General features: G+C 75.5%; 16 protein-coding genes and 1 tRNA gene. 12 read left to right on the top strand and 5 right to left on the bottom strand.

What is annotated here, in order from left to right; translation table 11 throughout:
- Positions 1 to 148 precede the first annotated feature (148 nt).
- The 4 genes from G9H72_RS11855 to G9H72_RS11840 are packed head-to-tail and all read right to left on the bottom strand — an operon-like array spanning position 149 to position 3,774.
- Positions 149 to 607 carry a hypothetical protein gene (locus tag G9H72_RS11855; RefSeq protein WP_166171177.1) on the bottom strand — a complete coding sequence of 153 codons (459 nt, stop codon included), beginning with the start codon at positions 605 to 607 and terminating at the stop codon, positions 149 to 151.
- 3 nt (positions 608 to 610) lie between these two features.
- Positions 611 to 1,591, bottom strand: coding sequence for an aldo/keto reductase (locus G9H72_RS11850; RefSeq protein WP_166171176.1), 981 nt, complete (start codon positions 1,589 to 1,591; stop codon positions 611 to 613).
- 10 nt (positions 1,592 to 1,601) lie between these two features.
- A complete protein-coding gene (locus G9H72_RS11845) occupies positions 1,602 to 3,089 on the bottom strand; it encodes a potassium/proton antiporter (RefSeq protein ID WP_331272223.1) in 1,488 nt (495 codons plus the stop codon).
- A gap of 58 nt (positions 3,090 to 3,147) precedes the next feature.
- Positions 3,148 to 3,774 (bottom strand): 5-formyltetrahydrofolate cyclo-ligase, encoded by a 627-nt coding sequence (locus G9H72_RS11840; RefSeq protein WP_166171175.1) that lies wholly within the window; start codon positions 3,772 to 3,774, stop codon positions 3,148 to 3,150.
- A 53-nt stretch (positions 3,775 to 3,827) separates the two neighbouring features.
- Here G9H72_RS11840 and G9H72_RS11835 point away from each other — a divergent pair, with 53 nt between their 5' ends.
- The 9 genes from G9H72_RS11835 to G9H72_RS11795 all read left to right on the top strand — a co-directional run bounded on the left by G9H72_RS11835 (position 3,828) and on the right by G9H72_RS11795 (position 11,331).
- Positions 3,828 to 5,813 carry a GGDEF domain-containing protein gene (locus G9H72_RS11835; RefSeq protein ID WP_166171174.1) on the top strand — a complete coding sequence of 662 codons (1,986 nt, stop codon included), beginning with the start codon at positions 3,828 to 3,830 and terminating at the stop codon, positions 5,811 to 5,813.
- A gap of 10 nt (positions 5,814 to 5,823) precedes the next feature.
- Entirely contained in the window at positions 5,824 to 6,720 is an 897-nt protein-coding gene (gene galU / locus G9H72_RS11830) for a UTP--glucose-1-phosphate uridylyltransferase GalU (RefSeq protein ID WP_166171173.1), read from the top strand.
- Positions 6,721 to 6,731: 11 nt separating this feature from the next.
- Entirely contained in the window at positions 6,732 to 8,006 is a 1,275-nt protein-coding gene (glp, locus tag G9H72_RS11825; RefSeq protein WP_166171172.1) for a molybdotransferase-like divisome protein Glp, read from the top strand.
- Positions 8,007 to 8,053: 47 nt separating this feature from the next.
- Positions 8,054 to 8,497 (top strand): cyclic pyranopterin monophosphate synthase MoaC, encoded by a 444-nt coding sequence (moaC, locus tag G9H72_RS11820; RefSeq protein WP_196791127.1) that lies wholly within the window; start codon positions 8,054 to 8,056, stop codon positions 8,495 to 8,497.
- Positions 8,494 to 8,988 (top strand): MogA/MoaB family molybdenum cofactor biosynthesis protein, encoded by a 495-nt coding sequence (locus G9H72_RS11815; RefSeq protein WP_166171170.1) that lies wholly within the window; start codon positions 8,494 to 8,496, stop codon positions 8,986 to 8,988. The genes moaC and G9H72_RS11815 overlap by 4 nt, the downstream gene beginning before the upstream one ends.
- Complete coding sequence (locus G9H72_RS11810) at positions 8,985 to 9,584, top strand: GNAT family N-acetyltransferase (protein WP_166171169.1); 600 nt, start codon at positions 8,985 to 8,987, stop codon at positions 9,582 to 9,584. The genes G9H72_RS11815 and G9H72_RS11810 overlap by 4 nt, the downstream gene beginning before the upstream one ends.
- A gap of 73 nt (positions 9,585 to 9,657) precedes the next feature.
- Complete coding sequence (locus G9H72_RS11805; RefSeq protein WP_166171168.1) at positions 9,658 to 10,701, top strand: hypothetical protein; 1,044 nt, start codon at positions 9,658 to 9,660, stop codon at positions 10,699 to 10,701.
- Positions 10,702 to 10,774: 73 nt separating this feature from the next.
- A tRNA-Ala gene (locus tag G9H72_RS11800) sits at positions 10,775 to 10,848 on the top strand.
- Positions 10,849 to 10,998: 150 nt separating this feature from the next.
- A complete protein-coding gene (locus G9H72_RS11795) occupies positions 10,999 to 11,331 on the top strand; it encodes a DUF3817 domain-containing protein (protein ID WP_166171166.1) in 333 nt (110 codons plus the stop codon).
- A 49-nt stretch (positions 11,332 to 11,380) separates the two neighbouring features.
- Here G9H72_RS11795 and G9H72_RS11790 read toward each other — a convergent pair whose 3' ends face one another.
- Positions 11,381 to 13,051, bottom strand: a complete 1,671-nt coding sequence (locus tag G9H72_RS11790; protein WP_231126805.1) for a dolichyl-phosphate-mannose--protein mannosyltransferase — start codon at positions 13,049 to 13,051, stop codon at positions 11,381 to 11,383.
- A 22-nt stretch (positions 13,052 to 13,073) separates the two neighbouring features.
- Here G9H72_RS11790 and rsmI point away from each other — a divergent pair, with 22 nt between their 5' ends.
- Genes rsmI through G9H72_RS11775 form a run of 3 tightly spaced genes read left to right on the top strand, consistent with a single transcriptional unit; the run spans position 13,074 to position 16,646 of the window.
- On the top strand, positions 13,074 to 13,964 hold the full coding sequence (gene rsmI / locus G9H72_RS11785; protein WP_166171162.1) for a 16S rRNA (cytidine(1402)-2'-O)-methyltransferase: 891 nt from the start codon (positions 13,074 to 13,076) through the stop codon (positions 13,962 to 13,964).
- A 10-nt stretch (positions 13,965 to 13,974) separates the two neighbouring features.
- Positions 13,975 to 15,768, top strand: coding sequence for a methionine--tRNA ligase (gene metG, locus G9H72_RS11780; protein ID WP_166171160.1), 1,794 nt, complete (start codon positions 13,975 to 13,977; stop codon positions 15,766 to 15,768).
- Positions 15,765 to 16,646 (top strand): TatD family hydrolase, encoded by an 882-nt coding sequence (locus tag G9H72_RS11775; RefSeq protein WP_331272222.1) that lies wholly within the window; start codon positions 15,765 to 15,767, stop codon positions 16,644 to 16,646. The genes metG and G9H72_RS11775 overlap by 4 nt, the downstream gene beginning before the upstream one ends.
- Positions 16,647 to 17,234 lie beyond the last annotated feature (588 nt).

Raw genomic sequence — 17,234 nt, 5'->3', positions numbered from 1 at the left:
AGACGAGATCGTCAACCCGTGCAGACGCCCTGTCATCGGCATGACAGTGCAACCGCCCCGCACCACCAGTAGGCGCCGCGTCCGACCACCGACGGCACCCGAGCCGACCGCTCACGCCCCGACCCCACGCCCCCCGTCGTGCCCCGCCCTAAGGCAGGGAGCCGATGCCGTCGGCGATGTCGCCGAGCCGGGTGCCGCTCCTGCCCACCTGAGCAGCAAGCGGCGAGAAGTCCGGCAGCGCCAGCCCTCGGCTCAGGTACGCCGCCTGCTCGCGCAGGGCAAGGGCCACCGGCCCCGCCGGCACGGCATCGGCAAGCGCCAGCAGCTCGCCGACGGGTTGGCTGCGCCCGCCGCCGGGCCGCACCCGCAGCAGCTCCACCTCGATGCTCCGCCCGGCTGTCGCGCGCAGGAGCAGCCGGCCCGGGCGCGCGGGGACCAGCTCGACGGTGGCTCCGCGCAACGGCACCCGGCGCACGAAGGCACCACGGCGCTGCTCGAGCACGGCGCCGCGCAGCCGGGGCACGCCGCGCATGGGCCGCGTGCGCAGACGCAGGGCCCGCCGGACGGGACCGAGCAGCGGCGGCAGCGCCAGAGTCTCAACGCCCACGAGCTACCGCCCCAGCCGCGACCGCAGCAGCTCCGTGACGGTGGCGGCACCGGTCGTCGGCTCGTACGCCTCGGCCGCCGCGCTCAGCGCCTCGACCTCGTCGGGCGCGAGCACGATGTCGGCCGCGGCCGCGTTCCTCTCCAGCTGCTCCACCGACGAGGCGCCGGGGATGGCGACCACGTGCGGGTCGCGGATCACCCAGGCGAGCGCGATCTGCGCAGGCTTCGCCTCGTGCGCGTCGGCGACCTCGCGCAGCGTGTCGAGCAGGCGGGCGGAGCGGCGCAGGTTCTCCGGCAGGAAGTGCCGGTTGAGGGCGCGCACGCCGCCGGTCGGCCGGTCGTCGGGGGAGTAGCGGCCGGAGAGCAGGCCCTGCGCGAGCGGGCTGAAGGCGATGACGACGCGGCCGCGCTCCCGGGCGTACGGGATCAGGTCGCGCTCGGGGTCGCGGCGGACGAGGCTGTACTGCACCTGGTTCGACAGCACGCGGGAGCCCAGCTCCTCCTCGGCCTGCTGCCAGCGGTCGAGCGAGTAGTTGCTGACGCCGACCTCGCCGACCAGGCCCACCGTCTGCAGCGCCCGCATTCCGCGCATCGTCGTGCGGTCGCGTACGACAGGGTTGGGCTGGTGAACCTGGTAGAGGTCCAGCCGCCGGGCCAGCAGCCGCGCGGCGCTGGCGACGGCCCGCTGCTCCACCACCGGCGCCACGGGCAGCACCGGCAGGATCTTCGTGGCCAGGAAGACCCGGTCGGGGTCCGCGCCGGCGGCCTGGAGCGCGGCACCGAGGATGCGCTCGCTGCGGCCGCGGGCGTACACCTCCGCGGTGTCGAAGAGCGTGACGCCGAGCTCGACCGCCCGGCGGACGATCGCCCGGGCGGTGTCGTCGGCGTACTCCGAGCCGTAGCCCCACTCGGCCGAGCCGAACTGCCAGGTGCCCAGGCCGATCGCGGAGACCGGCTTGGCGGTGTCGACGTCCAGGTAGCGCATGCGCCCTATCTCAACGCGGCCCGCCCCAGCGCGCGAGCCGGCCCCCGCGCGACACCGCCTTGAGCCGGCGCTCGGTCGTCTCGCGCGCCTCCGGCGTGACCACGAGGAGCAGCTCGTCCCCGGCCCGCAGGGTCGTGTCGCGGGTGGGCACGGCCGCCCGCCCCTCGCGCACGATCAGCGCCACGGCGGCGTCGCGCGGGAGCCGCAGCTCCCACAGCTCGACGCCCTGCAGCCGCGAGCCGACGGGCACGTGCACCTCGAGCAGGTCCGCGCCCAGCCGGCCGAGCGGGCTGGCCTCCAGGTAGACCTCGCGGGCCTCCAGCGGGTCGGCGAGCCGCAGCTTGCGGGCGACCCAGGGCAGGGTCGGCCCCTGCACCAGGGTCAGCACGACGACGATGACGAGGACGACGTCGTAGACGCGGGAGGCGTTCGGCAGGTGGTGCACCGCCGGCACCGTCGCCAGCACGATCGGCACCGCCCCACGCAGCCCCGCCCAGGACAGGAAGGCCGCGTGCTGCCACGGCAGGCGGAACGGCGCCACGCTCGCGATCACCGACAGCGGGCGGGCGACGAGCAGCAGGACGACCGAGAGCGCGAGCCCGGGCAGCAGCACCGACGGCAGGTCCGAGGGGTCGACCTGCAGGCCGAGCATGACGAACAGCCCGATCTGCGCCAGCCAGGCGAGCCCCTCGGCGAAGCCCCTGGTCGCGGGACGGTGCGGGAGCCCGGCGTTGCCGAGGACCAGGCCCGCGACGTACACCGCGAGGAACCCGCTGGCGTGCAGCACCGTCGCCGCACCGTACGACGCGACGGTGAGGGCCACCACGGCGAGCGGGAACACGCCCGCCGAGGGCAGCGCCGCGCGGCGCAGCACGAACGTCCCCAGCACGGCCGCGCCGGCCCCGATCACCGCGCCCGCCGCGAGCTCGTAGACCAGCAGCGCCGGCAGCTCCCACAGGTCCGACGCGCCCAGCCCGTGCTCGGCGAGCGCGACGACGACGATGACGACGGGCGCGTCGTTGAAGCCGGACTCGGCCTCCAGCGCGCCCGACAGCGACTTCGGCAAGGGGACCCGGCGCAGCACGCTGAACACCGCGGCCGCGTCGGTCGAGGCGAGGATCGCGCCGAGCAGCAGCGCGTTGCGGGCGTCCAGCCCGAGCAGCGGGGCCGCGAACACCGCCGTGACCGCCAGCGAGACCCCGACCCCGACGGTCGACAGCACCGCAGCGACCGGGACCGAGCCGCGCACGGAGTTCCACGAGGTGGTCAGGCCGCCCTCGGCCAGGATGATCACGAGCGCGGCGTAGCCCAGCAGCTGGGTCAGCTGCGGGTCGTTGAACTCGATGCCCAGCGCGTCCTCGCCGAGCAGCATCCCGAGCGCGACGTAGAGCAGGAGCGAGGGCAGCCCCGTGCGGACCGACAGCCGCAGGGTCGCCACCGCGAGCAGGAGGACCACCGCGCCCACGAGCATGGCGACGTTGAACTCGTCCTCGCTCACGTCACCTCCGGCAGCTGGTGTTTGCCGGAACCCTAGGGGGCGGCGCGGTCGCGGTGGGTCACGTCGCCGGCAGCCGCAGCACCCCGTCCGGTGTGGCGACCGCGCCGACCGACGCGTCGTGCGGCTCGGTCGGCACCGTGTCGAGCAGCTCGTCCGCCCACACGACCGCCACGACCAGCGCGCCCGGCGCGACCCGCCGCAGGGCCCGGTCGTACGACCCCCCGCCCCGCCCGAGCCGCGTCCCGTCGCGCCCGACGGCAAGCGCCGGGGCGACCACCAGCCCCGCCTCGGCCACGGCCGCGGTGCCCAGCGAGGGGCCGGCCGGCTCGCGCAGCCGCGGGCGCACCGCGGACGCGACCAGCCCGGCCCCGGCCGCCGGCCGCTCGGCCCACTCGACGTCCAGCCCCTTCTGCAGGACCGGGAGGAGGACGCGTACGCCGCGCGCAGCGAGCGCGTCCAGCGCGGCGTCGACCGAGGGCTCGCTCCCGACCGCGGCGTACGCCGCCACGCAGGCCACGCGCCCGGCCTCCGGCAGCCGGAGGAGCGCGGCCGAGACCGCCTCCGAGCCCGCGGCCCGCTGGGCGGCCGGGCGCGCACGGCGCCGGGCGAGCAGCCGCGCCCGCAGCACGGCCTTGGCGTCGCCGGCCGCCGTTCGACTCGCGCTCGGCTCACCCGGTGAGATCATGATCGCCCAGGGTAGGTGGGGGTCTCACGGCGGAGCTGCGAAAGGATGGGCGTGTGGGTCTGAGCCGCCGCCTCTGGCTCGTCGTCGGCGCGCTCGTCGTCCTCCCCGTCCTGGTCGGGAGCGCCGCCTTCGTGCTCCTCGTCGGCCGTGCCGACGACTCCCGCACGGTCGCCGAGCTCAACGCCGCCGCCCGCGGGGTCGCCGCGCAGCTCGCGGCCACCTGCCGGGAGCTCGGGCCGGCCAGCCGGGCGCTGGCCGCCGAGGCGGCGGTCGGCGACGTTGGTGGCGCGCTCGACAACGCGCGCGACGCGTCCGCCCTCGACTACGCGGCCGTGACGTACGCCGACGGCGACGTCGACGGGCGCGGGCAGCTGCCGCCCGGACTGACCGTCGCCGGCCTGCGCCCCTGCTCCGAGGGAGCCGGGTTCCCGGTCGTCGCGGCGGTCACCCCGGTGCGGTCTGCCGGCGCCGCCGGCTCGCCCGGCATCGTCTCGGCCACCGCGGTGCGGGTCCTCGACGCCGACGCCCTGCGCGCCGCCGTGCGCGGGCTGGGGCTGCGCAGCGACGTCGTTCTCGCCGACGGGGACCGGCCGGTCGTCGCCACCCTGCCCGCCGACGCGGCCGCCGAGCTGGCCCGCGCGGCCGACGAGCCGGGCCGGGCCACCCGCGCGGACGACCGCCTCGTCGTCGCCGTCGGGCTGGCCGAGGGAGCCGGCCTGCGCGTGGTCGCCGCGGAGGAGGCCCGCTCCCGCGTGCCGCTCACCCTGGCGGCGGCGCTCGGCGTCGCCGTCGGCTGCGCGCTCGCCCTGCCGCTCGGCTGGCTGCTCGCCCGCCGGCTGCTCCGCCCGCTGCTGGACCTGGCCGACGCGTCCGAGCGGGTGGCCTCCGGCGATCTCGGGGCGCGGCTGCCCGAGCAGAGCGACGACGAGGTCGGGCGGCTCGGCCGCTCGCTGAACCGCATGACCGCCGAGATGCGCGAGTACCACGGCCGGCTCGGCGAGGCGCTCGGCTCCACCCACGACCTGGAGGCGCTGGCCGGCGTCGTCCTCGAGTCGGCCATGGCCGTGACCGGCGCCCGGCGGGGCGGCATCTACGTCTCGGACTCCGGCGGGCCGTACTCGCTGATCACCACGCGCGGGGAGGCGGCGGACCGGCCGGGCGAGGCGTTCGCCCTGCCGAGCCGGCTGGCCGCCGGTGCGGGCGCGCTCGCGGCGGTCGCCCGGGACGGTCAGGCCCTGCACGGACGGCTGACGGCGGCGCCCGGCTCGGGGCGTACCGGAGAGGCTGTCGCGGGGCCGGGGGAGCCGGTCGGGGCCGAGCTGCTCGCCGTCCCGCTGCGCGGCGAGCGCTCGGCCGGCGTGCTCGCGATGTTCGACCGCACGGAGGGCCGGCCCTTCGGCGCGGACGACGCCGAGCAGCTGCTCCCGCTGACGAGGTCGGCCGGGATCGCGCTGGACAACGTGCTGCGCCACCGCGAGGCCAAGCGGCTGAGCATCACCGACCCGCTCACCGGGCTGTGGAACTTCCGCTACCTGTCGATGAGCCTTGCCCGCGAGATCGAGCGCGCCACCCGCTTCGACCGGCCGCTCGCCGTGCTGATGCTCGACCTCGACCACTTCAAGCACGTCAACGACACCTACGGCCATCAGCGGGGCGACGCCGTGCTGCGCGAGTTCGCCGAGCGCGTCGGGGAGCTGGTCCGCGAGGTCGACATCCTCGCCCGCTACGGCGGGGAGGAGTTCGTGCTCGTCCTGCCGGAGACGACGATCGAGGGGGCGACGATGCTCGCCGAGCGCATCCGGGTCGCGGTGTCGCGCACCCCGGTCGCCGGGGCCAAGGGCGAGCCGTCGATCCCCGTGACGGTCTCGATCGGCATCGCCGAGTTCCCCGTCCACGGCTCCACCCCCGCCACGCTGACCCGGGCCGCCGATGCCGCGCTCTACGAGGCGAAGCGGGCCGGGCGCGACCGGTGGCGGGTCGCCGTCGGCCCCGCGGTCGGCCGGCAGGCGGACGGGCCGGCCGACGTGGCCGGGCGTTAGGGTTCCGGGCATGACTCGCGTGACCAAGGCCGTGGTGCCCGCGGCGGGGCTGGGCACCCGCTTCCTGCCGGCCACGAAGGCCACGCCCAAGGAGATGCTCCCCGTCGTCGACAAGCCGGCGATCCAGTACGTCGTCGAGGAGGCCGTGCGCGCCGGGCTCGACGACGTGCTCATGGTGACCGGGCGCAACAAGCGCCCGCTCGAGGACCACTTCGACCGCAACGTCGAGCTCGAGCTGGCGCTCGAGGCCAAGGGCGACACGGCCAAGCTCGACGCCGTGCGCGCCTCGACCGACATGGCGACCGTCCACTACGTGCGCCAGGGCGACCCGCGCGGGCTCGGCCACGCCGTCCTCTGCGCCGCCGAGCACGTGGGCAACGAGCCCTTCGCCGTGCTGCTCGGCGACGACCTCATCGACGAGCGCGACCACCTGCTCGAGCGCATGCTCGAGGTGCAGGCGGCCCGGGGCGGCAGCGTCATCGCCCTCATGGAGGTCCCGGCCGAGACCATCTCGCTCTACGGCTGCGTCGCGGCCGAGAAGACCGAGGAGGAGGACGTCGTCGCCGTGGGCGACCTCGTCGAGAAGCCCCCGGTCGACGAGGCCCCGAGCAACCTGGCCATCCTCGGGCGCTACGTCCTGCACCCCGCCGTGTTCGAGGTCCTGCGCCACACCGCCCCCGGCCGCGGCGGCGAGATCCAGCTGACCGACGCGCTGCGCACGCTCGCCACGATGCCGCCCCAGCAGGGCGGCGGCGTGAGCGGCGTGATCTTCAGCGGCCGCCGCTACGACACCGGCGACCGGCTCGACTACATCAAGGCCGTCGTCCGGCTCGCCGCCGAGCGCGACGACCTCGGCCCGGCCCTGCGTGCCTGGCTCGGCGAGTTCGTCGCGGAGCAGGGGCACTGAGCCTGACCGGCGTGAAGACCGTCGACGAGCACCTCGCGGACGTCCTCGCCCGCGTCCAGCCGCTGCCGCCGCTGGAGCTGCAGCTGCTCGAGGCGGACGGGTGCATCCTCGCCGAGGACGTCACGTCGGCGACGGACCTGCCGGCCTGGGACAACAGCGCCATGGACGGCTACGCGGTCCGGCGGGAGGACGTCCTCGCGGCCTCCGAGGAATCACCGGTCGAGCTGCCGGTCGTGGGGGACGTCCCCGCCGGCTCCGCGCAGGCCTACCGGGTGGCGCCCGGCCAGTGCGTGCGCATCATGACCGGCGCGCCCGTGCCCGCCGGCGCCGACGCGGTCGTCCCCGTCGAGTGGACCGACCGCGGGGTCGCGACCGTGCGCATCAGCCGCCCGCCGTCCGCCGGCCAGCACATCCGGCGGCAGGGCGACGACGTGTCGGCGGGCGAGGTCGTCGCCACCGCCGGGACCCGGCTCGGGCCGCCGCACATCATGCTGCTCGCGGCGGTCGGGCGCTCGCGCGTCTCGGTGCGGCCCCGACCGCGCGTCGTCGTCATCTCCACCGGCACCGAGCTGGTCGAGCCCGGGACGCCGCCCGGCCACGGCCAGGTCAGCGACGCGAACGGCCCCGGGCTCACCGCCGCGGCGCGCGAGGCCGGCGCCATCGTCTACCGCGTCGGGATCGTCCCCGACGACCCCACCACGCTGCTCGACGCGATCGAGGACCAGCTGGTCCGGGCCGACCTCGTCATCACCACCGGCGGCGTCAGCGCGGGCGCGTACGACGTGGTCAAGGAGGTGCTGGGCCGGCTCGGGACGGTGGCGTTCGGGCCGGTCGCGATGCAGCCGGGCAAGCCGCAGGGCTTCGGCACCGTCGGCCCGGACGGGACGCCGATCTTCACCCTCCCGGGCAACCCGGTCAGCGCGTACGTCTCCTTCGAGGTCTTCGTCCGGCCGGCGATCCGCCGCATGCTCGGGATGGAGCCGGCCGCCCGGCCCCTCGTGCCGGCGGTGTCCACCACCGCGCTGACCTCGCGCGAGGGCGTCCGGCAGTTCCTGCGCGGGCGGCTGCGCACCCGGGACGGGACGATCGAGGTCGAGCCCGTGGGCGGCCCCGGCTCGCACCTGGTCGCCAGCCTGGCGCGCTCGGACGCGCTCATCGTCCTGCCCGAGGATGTGACGTCGGTTCCCGAGGGAGGCATGGTGAGCGTCCTGCCCTTCGGGGGCTCGCCCGCGGGCGACGCGCCGGACGACGCCGCGGACGAAGTGCTCGACGGAGGGGACCGGTGAGCGACGCTGCCCGGCTGACCCACGTCGACGAGCGCGGCGCGGCGCGGATGGTCGACGTCTCGGCCAAGCCGGTGACGGCCCGCGTCGCCGTCGCGTCCGGCCTGCTGCGCACCACGCCCGAGGTCGTCGCCCTGCTGCGCGGCGAGGGGGTGCCCAAGGGCGACGCCCTCGCCGTCGCCCGCATCGCCGGCATCGCGGGGGCCAAGCGCACCCCGGACCTCGTCCCGCTCTGCCACCCGGTGGCGCTGCACGGCGTCGAGCTGGACCTCGAGGTCGTCGACGCCGGCGTCTCGATCCGCGCGACGGCCCGCACCGCGGACCGGACGGGGGTCGAGATGGAGGCGCTCACGGCCGTCGCGGTCGCCGGGCTGACGCTGGTCGACATGGTCAAGGCCGTCGACCGCGGCGCGGTCATCACCGACGTGCGGATGGAGTCCAAGTCCGGCGGGAAGTCCGGCACCTGGACGCGGGACGCGGGGGCCGGCGCGTGAGCCCGCGCGCGCTCGTCCTGAGCATCTCCAGCCGGGCCGCCGCCGGCGTCTACGAGGACCGCACCGGCCCGCTGCTCGTCGAGGGGCTGGCTGCGCTCGGGCTGGCGGTCGACGGCCCGGACGTCGTGCCGGACGGCCCGCAGGTCGAGCAGGCGCTGCGGGCGGCCGTCGACGCGGCGTACTCGCTGGTCGTGACGACCGGCGGCACCGGGATCTCGCCGACCGACGGCACCCCCGAGGCGACCCGGGCCGTGATCGAGCGCGAGGTGCCCGGGCTCGCCGAGGCGCTGCGCGCTGCCGGGGTGGCGAAGGGCGTACCGACCGCGATGCTCTCGCGCGGGGTCGCCGGCGTGGCCGGGGCGACGCTGGTCGTCAACGTCGCGGGGTCGCCGGGCGCGTGCAGGGACGCGCTGCCGGTGCTCGGGTCGGTCGTGCCGCACGCGCTGGACCAGCTCGCGGGCGTCGACCACCGGGCGGGCGGCGGGGTGTGAGCGCCCGGGGCTGGCCGGCCGAGCTCGCCGCCGGGCCGGTGGGGGTACGCCCCCTGCGGCTGCGCGACGCGACGACGTGGCGGGAGGTCCGCCGGCGCAACGTCGACTGGCTGACGCCGTGGGAGGCGACGCCGCCGGACCCGACCCGGCCGCCGGTGTCGTTCCAGGCCACCGTCCGCTTCCTGCGCAAGGAGGCGCGTGCCGGCCGCGCGCTCCCGTTCGTCGTGACCTACGAAGGCCGGCTCGTCGGCCAGGTCACGGTCGGTGGCATCACCCGTGGGTCGTTGTGCTCGGCGCACATCGGCTACTGGGTGGACGCCGCCGTCGCCGGCCGTGGCGTGATCCCGACCGCGGTCGCGCTCGTCACCGACCACTGCTTCGGCCCGGTCGGGCTGCACCGCATCGAGGTGAACATCCGCCCGGAGAACGCGGCCAGCCTGCGGGTCGTGGAGAAGCTCGGCTTCCGCGACGAGGGCCTGCGGGAGCGGCTGCTGCACATCGACGGCGACTGGCGTGACCACCGCAGCTTCGCGCTGACCGCCGAGGAGGTGCCGGAGGGCGTGCTGGCGCGGTGGCGGGCGCGCTCGTCCCACTAATCTCAACCGTCACATACGACACGCCGTTGCGCATCCCTCGTCCGGCGTGCGCCTCCACCTAGCGTTTACCTCCGTGACCGGGCTGATCTTCGGGACCATCGTCGCGGCCTGGGTGGTCGTGCTCGTTCCCATGTGGCTGCGCCGGCACGACGAGCGCAACGAGTCCCGGTCGGTCGAGCGGTTCTCCTCCGCCATGCGCGTGCTGTCGCGGCGTGGCCCGTCCCAGTCGCCCGGGCACCGCTACGTGGTGCTGCCCGCCCGTGAGCAGGTCGCGGAGGTTCATGTGAGCGGTGCCCCCGGCCCGCGCCGGTTCTCGTGGGACACGCTCGCGGCGCGCCGGCCGCGGCTCGCTGAGCGCCCCCGCCCGCCGATGCCCGCCCCGGCGCCGTCGGCCGCCCGGCCGGCCGCCCCGGCCGAGGCCCGGCAGCCGGTGCGGCCCGCCGTCCGGCCCGGCACGCGGCCCAGCCCGCGCCCGGCCAGCGGCCGTCCTCCCGTGCGCCGGGGCCAGGCCGGCCCCGCCCGGCGCCCCAGCCTGGCCGTCCGCCGCCGGCGCAACCTGCTCGGCCTGGCGGTCGCGTTCCTGCTGAGCCTGCTCCTCCTGCTGCCGGGCTGGCTGCCCGGCGCGGTGCCGCTGCTGCTCGGGCTGCTGCTCGTCGCCTACGTCGTGCACCTGCGCCTGCAGGCCCGCGCCCGCGCGCAGATGCAGCGCTCGCGGCAGGCGGTCGACCGGCGTACCGCGGCCCGGGCGCGCCGGCTCAGCTCCGTCTCCGGGCTGCTCGCCGCCCGGCGCTCGGGCTCGCGGTCGGACGACGCGGCGGTCGAGGACGCCGCCGAAGGCTCCGAGCCCGAGGAGGCCGGCCTCGACGAGCTGCTCGACGACGGTTGGGACCCGCGCTCGGTGCCGCTGCCGACGTACGTCACCAAGCCGCCGGCGCCCACGCGCGGCCGCACCCGCGACGTCGCCGCGTTCTGGAACGAGGCCCGGCGCTCCGACGCCGCTCCCGCGACGCCCGCTCCCGCGGCCCCTGCCGCCCCGGCGGCCCCCCCGGTCCCGGCCGCGGCGGCCGACGACGAGCTGGACGCGATCCTCGAGCACCGGCGCGCCGTCGGCGACTAGCCGTGCCTGCGCGGCTGCCTGCGGAGGGGCTGCGCGGCCCGCTCCCGGCGTCGGCTATGATTCTTCTCGTTCTGGGGCTGTAGCGCAGTCCGGTAGCGCACCTCGTTCGCATCGAGGGGGTCAGGGGTTCAAATCCCCTCAGCTCCACCCAGACAGCCCGGCTCACTCGAGCCGGGCTGTTGTCGTTCGTGCCCCTCCCGCGGCCCTGGTCGAGTGGCCGAGATCGCAGCCGGCGGGCTCCTGCGTGGCGGCCGGGCTCGGGTAGCGTCGCGACGAGCCCACCCGCGAAGGAGCACCATGGCCACGCCGCCCGCCGCCGCCACCGAGCGCCCACTGCTCGCGACGCCCTCCGGGCGCTTCCGCGTCGTCGCGGTGGCCGAGGCGGTCAGCTGGCTGGGCCTGCTCGTCGGGATGTTCTTCAAGTACGTCGTCGTCGAGAACGAGATCGGCGTCAAGATCTTCGGCCCCATCCACGGCGCCGTCTTCGTGCTGTACGTCCTGCTCGCCCTCGCCACGGTGCGCCCGCTGCGCTGGTCGGTCCGGACCACGCTGCTCGCACTGATCGCGAGCATCCCGCCGTTCGGGTCGCTGGTGTTCGAGCGCTGGGCGCTGCGCACCGGGAAGCTGTAGCCCGGTCAGTCGCCGCCGCTGCGCCCGGGCCGGCGGCGGTTGACGCCCGTCAGATCCAGCTGCGGAACCACATCCGGGCGGCCCAGTCGCTCTGGTCGATGATCTGCGCGCTGTAGATCGGCCAGAAGTACGCGAAGCACGCCACGACGATGAGCAGGTACGCCCCGACGACCGCCGCGCCCCACGTGCGGCGCCGCGCGGCCGCCGCCTCCCGCGCGTCGTCGTACCCGTACGCCTCCTCCTGCCCCTGCGCGCCGGCGGGGAAGGGGGCGTCGGAGGCCGCATGCCCTCGGCCCGCGGCCGCCCTGGCCGGGGACGGCCCCAGCAGCATGCCCAGCACCATCGTCACGGCGAGCGCGAGGAACGGGACGAACACGACGGCGTAGAACGAGAAGATCGTCCGCTCCTGGTAGTTGAACCAGGGCAGGTAGCCGGCCGCGAGACCGGCGAGGATCGCGCCGGCCCGCCAGTCGCGCTGCCCGAGCCAGCGGAAGGCCACCACCGGCAGCGCAGCGACGCTCGCCCACCACAGGGCGGGCGTGCCGAGCGCGAGGATGGCCTGCGAGCACGAGCCGGAGCCGCAGCCGGAGATGCTCGCCGGGTACCAGAACGCGACCGGGCGGCCGAGGACCAGCCAGCTCCACGGGTTCGACTGGTACGCGTGCTTGGTCCGCAGGTTGCGGTGGAACTCGTACGCCTGCGCGTGGTAGTGCCAGAGGCTGCGCAGCGCGTCGGGGACGAGCGAGCCGAGCCCCGACGCCGGGCTCGTCTCCGCCCAGTCGCGCCCGTACGCCTCCGTGGCCGGGGAGAGGAACCAGCCGGTCCAGGACAGCAGGTAGACCGCCACCGGGACGAGCCCGAGCGCGACGACCGCGACCGGCAGGTCCCGCCGCAGCGCCGCGAGGTACGGCCGGGCGGCCCCTGCGGCCCGCCGGGCCGAGGCGCTCCACAGCAGGCTCATCAGCCCGAAGACCGCGAGGTAGAACGCCCCGCTCCACTTGGTCGCGCACCCCGCGCCCAGGAACGCGCCCGCGAGCAGGAGCCACGGCCGCGCCCCGAGCCAGGGGCCGGCCGCGCCCGGCGCTGTCCCGAGCCGCTCCGGGAGGGCGCGCGCCAGCCGCGCCCTTGTCGCGTCCCGGTCGACGAGCAGGCAGGCGAAGGCGGCCAGCACGAAGAACATCAGGATCGAGTCGAGCAGGCCGGTCCGGCTCATGACGACGTGCAGCCCGTCGAGCGCGAGCAGCAGGCCGGCGATGCACCCGAGCAGCGTCGAGCGGAACAGCCGGCGGCCGGCCCGCGCCAGCACGAAGACGGCCAGCGTCCCCAGCAGCGCGGTCGAGAAGCGCCAGCCGAAGGACCCGTCGAACAGTTGCTCGCCGAAACCGATCACCCACTTGCCGAGCGGCGGGTGGACGACGTACTCCGGGGCCCCGTCCTTGACCTCGACGCCGTACTCCCACAGCGACGCGCCCTCGGACGGGTAGTAGACCTCGTCGAAGACCTTGTCGCCGGGGGTGCCGAGCTGCCAGAAGCGCAGCACGCCCGCGACGGTGGCCACGAGGAGCGGGCCGAGCCAGCCGGAGGGCCCGTCCTGCGGCATCGGCGCGCTCAGCCGGCGGCGTACGGTCGCGGCGACCGACGGCCGTGGCCGCATGCTCTCCTCGGGGGCGGGCGCGGGCTCGCCCGGGGGCTGCCCGGGCAGGGCGAGCGTGCTGGCCATTCCGTCATCGTAGGGTCGCGGCGTGACCGACGACCGCGAGCCGGGCCTGCTCGTCCTCGCGGGCACGCCCATCGGCAACGCCTCCGACGCCCCGCCCCGGCTGGCCGAGGAGCTGGCCGCCGCCGACCTCGTCGCGGCCGAGGACACCCGGCGGCTGCGCCGGCTCTGCGCCGCCCTGGGGGTTCCCCCGCCCGCGCGGGCCGTCAGCTACTTCGAGGCCAACGAGGTGGCCCGAACCCGGGAGCTGCTCGAGGAGCTCGAGCGCGGCGCGCGCGTCCTCCTCGTCACCGACGCGGGCATGCCCAGCGTCTCCGACCCCGGCTACCGGCTCGTCGTGGCCGCGGTCGAGGCCGGCGTCCGCGTCACCGCCGTCCCCGGGCCGAGCGCGGTGCTGACCGCGCTGGCCGTCTCCGGGCTGCCGGCCGACCGGTTCTGCTTCGAGGGCTTCCTGCCGCGCAAGCCGGGCGAGCGTGCCCGGCGGCTGGCCGAGCTCGCGGCCGAGCCGCGCACGCTGCTCTTCTTCGAGGCCCCGCACCGGCTGGCCGCGTCGCTGGCCGACCTCGCGGCGGCGTTCGGCGACGACCGGCCCGCCGCGGTGTGCCGGGAGCTGACGAAGACCTACGAGGAGGTACGCCGCGGCCCGCTCGCCGAGCTCGCGGGGTGGGCCGAGGGCGACGTACGCGGCGAGATCACGCTCGTCGTCGGGGGCGCGCCGCCGCCGGCCGCGGGCGACGTCGACGACGCCGAGCTCGCCGCGCGGGTGCTGGCGCGGGTCGCGGCCGGGGAGGACCGCAAGGCGGCGCTCGCGGCGGTGGCGAAGGAGGCCGGCGTGCCGAAGAAGCAGGTGTACGCCGCGGTGCTCGCCGCGCGGGCTGTGGACGACGACGCCGAGGGCCCGCAGGCACCGCACTAGGCTGGAGCGCATGGCTCGCCCCGTCCTCACCGCCGTCGCCTGGCCGTACGCCAACGGCCCGCGGCACATCGGCCACGTCTCCGGCTTCGGAGTCCCTTCGGACGTGTTCAGCCGCTACATGCGGATGGCGGGCCACGACGTCCTCATGGTGAGCGGCACGGACGAGCACGGCACGCCGATCCAGGTGCAGGCCGACGCCGAGGGGCTCACCGCCCGCGAGCTCGCCGACCGCTACAACCGCGTCATCGTGCAGGACCTGCAGGGCCTGGGGCTGTCCTACGACCTGTTCACCCGCACGACGACGCGCAACCACTACGCGGTCGTGCAGGAGATGTTCCGCACCCTGCACCGCAACGGCTACATCGTGCCGAAGACCACGATGGGCGCCATCTCCCCGTCCACCGGCCGCACGCTGCCCGACCGCTACATCGAGGGCACCTGCCCCATTTGCGGCTACACGTCCGCCCGCGGCGACCAGTGCGACAACTGCGGCAACCAGCTCGACCCGACCGACCTGATCGACCCGAAGAGCCGGATCAACGGCGAGACCCCGAAGTTCGTCGAGACCGAGCACTTCTTCCTCGACCTGCCGGCGTTCGCGGAAGCGCTGGGGTCGTGGCTGCAGGCGCGCGAGGACTGGCGCCCCAACGTCCTGAAGTTCTCGCTCAACCTGCTCGACGACCTGCAGCCGCGCGCGATCACCCGCGACCTCGAGTGGGGCGTGCCGATCCCGCTCGAGGGCTGGGAGGAGCGTGGGGACAAGCGCATCTACGTCTGGTTCGACGCCGTCATCGGCTATCTCTCGGCCTCGGTCGAGTGGGCGCGCCGGACCGGCGACCCGGACGCGTGGCGCCGCTTCTGGCAGGACGAGGACTGCCGCGCCTACTACTTCATGGGCAAGGACAACATCGTCTTCCACTCGGTCATCTGGCCGGCGATCCTCCTCGGGTACGACGGGGGCGGCGCGAAGGGCGGGGAGCCGGGGGAGCTCGGCGAGCTGGGCCTGCCCACCGAGGTGGTGTCGAGCGAGTTCCTCACCATGGAGGGCAAGAAGTTCTCCTCCTCGCGCTCGATCGTCATCTACGTGCGTGACTTCCTCGAGCGCTACGACGCGGACGCGCTGCGCTACTTCATCGCCGTCGCGGGCCCGGAGAACCAGGACACCGACTTCACCTGGGCCGAGTTCCGCCGCCGCAACAACGACGAGCTGGTCGCCGGCTGGGGCAACCTGGTGAACCGGTCGATCTCGATGGCCGCGAAGAACGTCGGGGCCGTGCCGACGCCCGGCGAGCTGACCGACGACGACCGCGCGCTGCTCGCGACGACCGAAGCCGGGTTCGCGAGCGTGGGTTCGCTGCTCGAGAAGCACCGGCAGAAGGCCGCCATCGGCGAGGCGATGCGGATCGTCGGCGAGGCGAACAAGTACCTGTCGGACCAGGCGCCGTGGAAGCTCAAGGACGACCCAGCGCGTCGCGACACGGTGCTCTTCACCGCCCTGCAGGCGATCAGCGACTGCAACACGCTGCTCGCGCCGTTCCTCCCGCACAGCGCGCAGCGGATCCACGAGATGCTCGGCGGCGAGGGCGTCCTCGCCCCGCTGCCGCGCATCGAGGAGGTCGAGGACCTCGACGGCGGGCCGCCGTACCCGATCCTCACCGGCGACTACGTCGACGTCCCGCGCTGGGAGTCGCGCCCCGTCAGCCCGGGCACGCCGCTCTCGCCGCCGACGCCGGTGTTCAAGAAGCTCGACGAGTCCATCGTCGAGGAGGAGCTGGCCCGGCTGCAGGGCGGGGCCGCGGAGTGACGGACGCGCCCACCCGGGGCCGGAAGGGCGGCGGCCGTGCGCGCGACACCTCGCGCCCTCCCGCGCCCGAGCCGCTCCCGCTCCCCGTCGCCGATGCCCACTGCCACATGGACATCGCCGACGGCGCCGAGGGCGAGGAGTGGTACTCCCCGGAGCAGGCGATCGCCGACGCGGCGGCCGTGGGCATCTCGCGGATCGTTCAGGTGGGCTGCGACCGTCCCGGGGTCAGGTGGGCCGTCGAGGCGGCCGAGCGGTTCCCGACGGTCGTCGCGGGTGTGGCGCTCCACCCGAACGAGGCCCCGCTGCTGGGCGCGGCTGGGGAGCTGGACGACGCGCTCGCCGAGGTCGACACCGCTGCCGCGCACGAGCGGGTGCGCGCCGTGGGTGAGACCGGGCTGGACTTCTTCCGCACCGCGGAGGACGGACGCGCGGTGCAGGAATCGTCGTTCCGGTCCCACATCGAGATCGCCGACCGGCACGGCAAGGCGCTGATGATCCACGACCGGGACGCGCACGCGGACGTGCTCCGCGTCCTCGCCGACAGGGCGCCGGACCGCGTCGTCTTCCACTGCTACTCCGGCGACGCGGACATGGCCCGGCACTGCGTCGAGCGCGGCTGGTTCCTGTCCTTCGCGGGCACGGTGACGTTCAAGAACGCCGAGGGCCTGCGCGAGGCGCTGCGCGTGACACCGCTGGACAACGTGCTCGTCGAGACCGACGCGCCGTACCTCACCCCGATGCCCTACCGCGGGCGGCCGAACGCGTCGTACCTCATCCCGCACACGGTGCGGGTGATGGCGCAGGTGAAAGGCGTGCCGGTCGAGAAGCTGTGCCTCGCGCTGGCGGCGAACACGGAGCGGGCTTTCGGGAGCTGGTGAACGCCCGCTCCGCTGCGCGGAGCGTCAGCCGTGGGCGATGACGCCGAACGTCGCTCGGGCCGCCGTTGGAGCCTCCCGCTTCGACCTTCACGGAGTACACGCCGTCCGGCACGGTGTAGACGAAGACCCCCGCCGTCGTGTAGGCCGCCGGCCCGCGGTCCGAGCCGGGGGGTTGCCCGGCGGGGTAGCTGCCGAAGCGGGCGCTGCCGAGCCCACGGCTGTCGGCAGCGCCGCAGTCAGCAGGCCGTACGAGACGCGCCGCGGCCTCGACCGCGCGCCCTTTCTCGAACCGGAGAATGTGGTCTCTATCGGGCGGCTATTCCCCTCATTTTGTCTCATGATTGCAGCCGCGGGTGGAGGGCCATGCCTGTGAAGGCTCTGCTGCGCGCACCACGAGACCTCGATTCGGTGGTGCTGTGGGGCGGGCCCGCTTTCACGAGCCGATCGTCGTACGGCGCACGACGCACGGCAGGGCTTCCGACGCCGATTCTCGCGGCCGCCACGGGTGGGCCTACGCTGGCACGGCACTGCGGCAGAGGCCGCGTAGGCCACGCGAGCAGTCGGAGTCGTCAATGCACAGCGAAGCGG

The organism is Motilibacter aurantiacus (assembly GCF_011250645.1).
Taxonomy (GTDB): domain Bacteria; phylum Actinomycetota; class Actinomycetes; order Motilibacterales; family Motilibacteraceae; genus Motilibacter_A; species Motilibacter_A aurantiacus.
The sequence above is the reverse complement of the archived record's forward strand: the minus strand, read 5'-3'. Positions and strand labels throughout refer to the sequence as shown.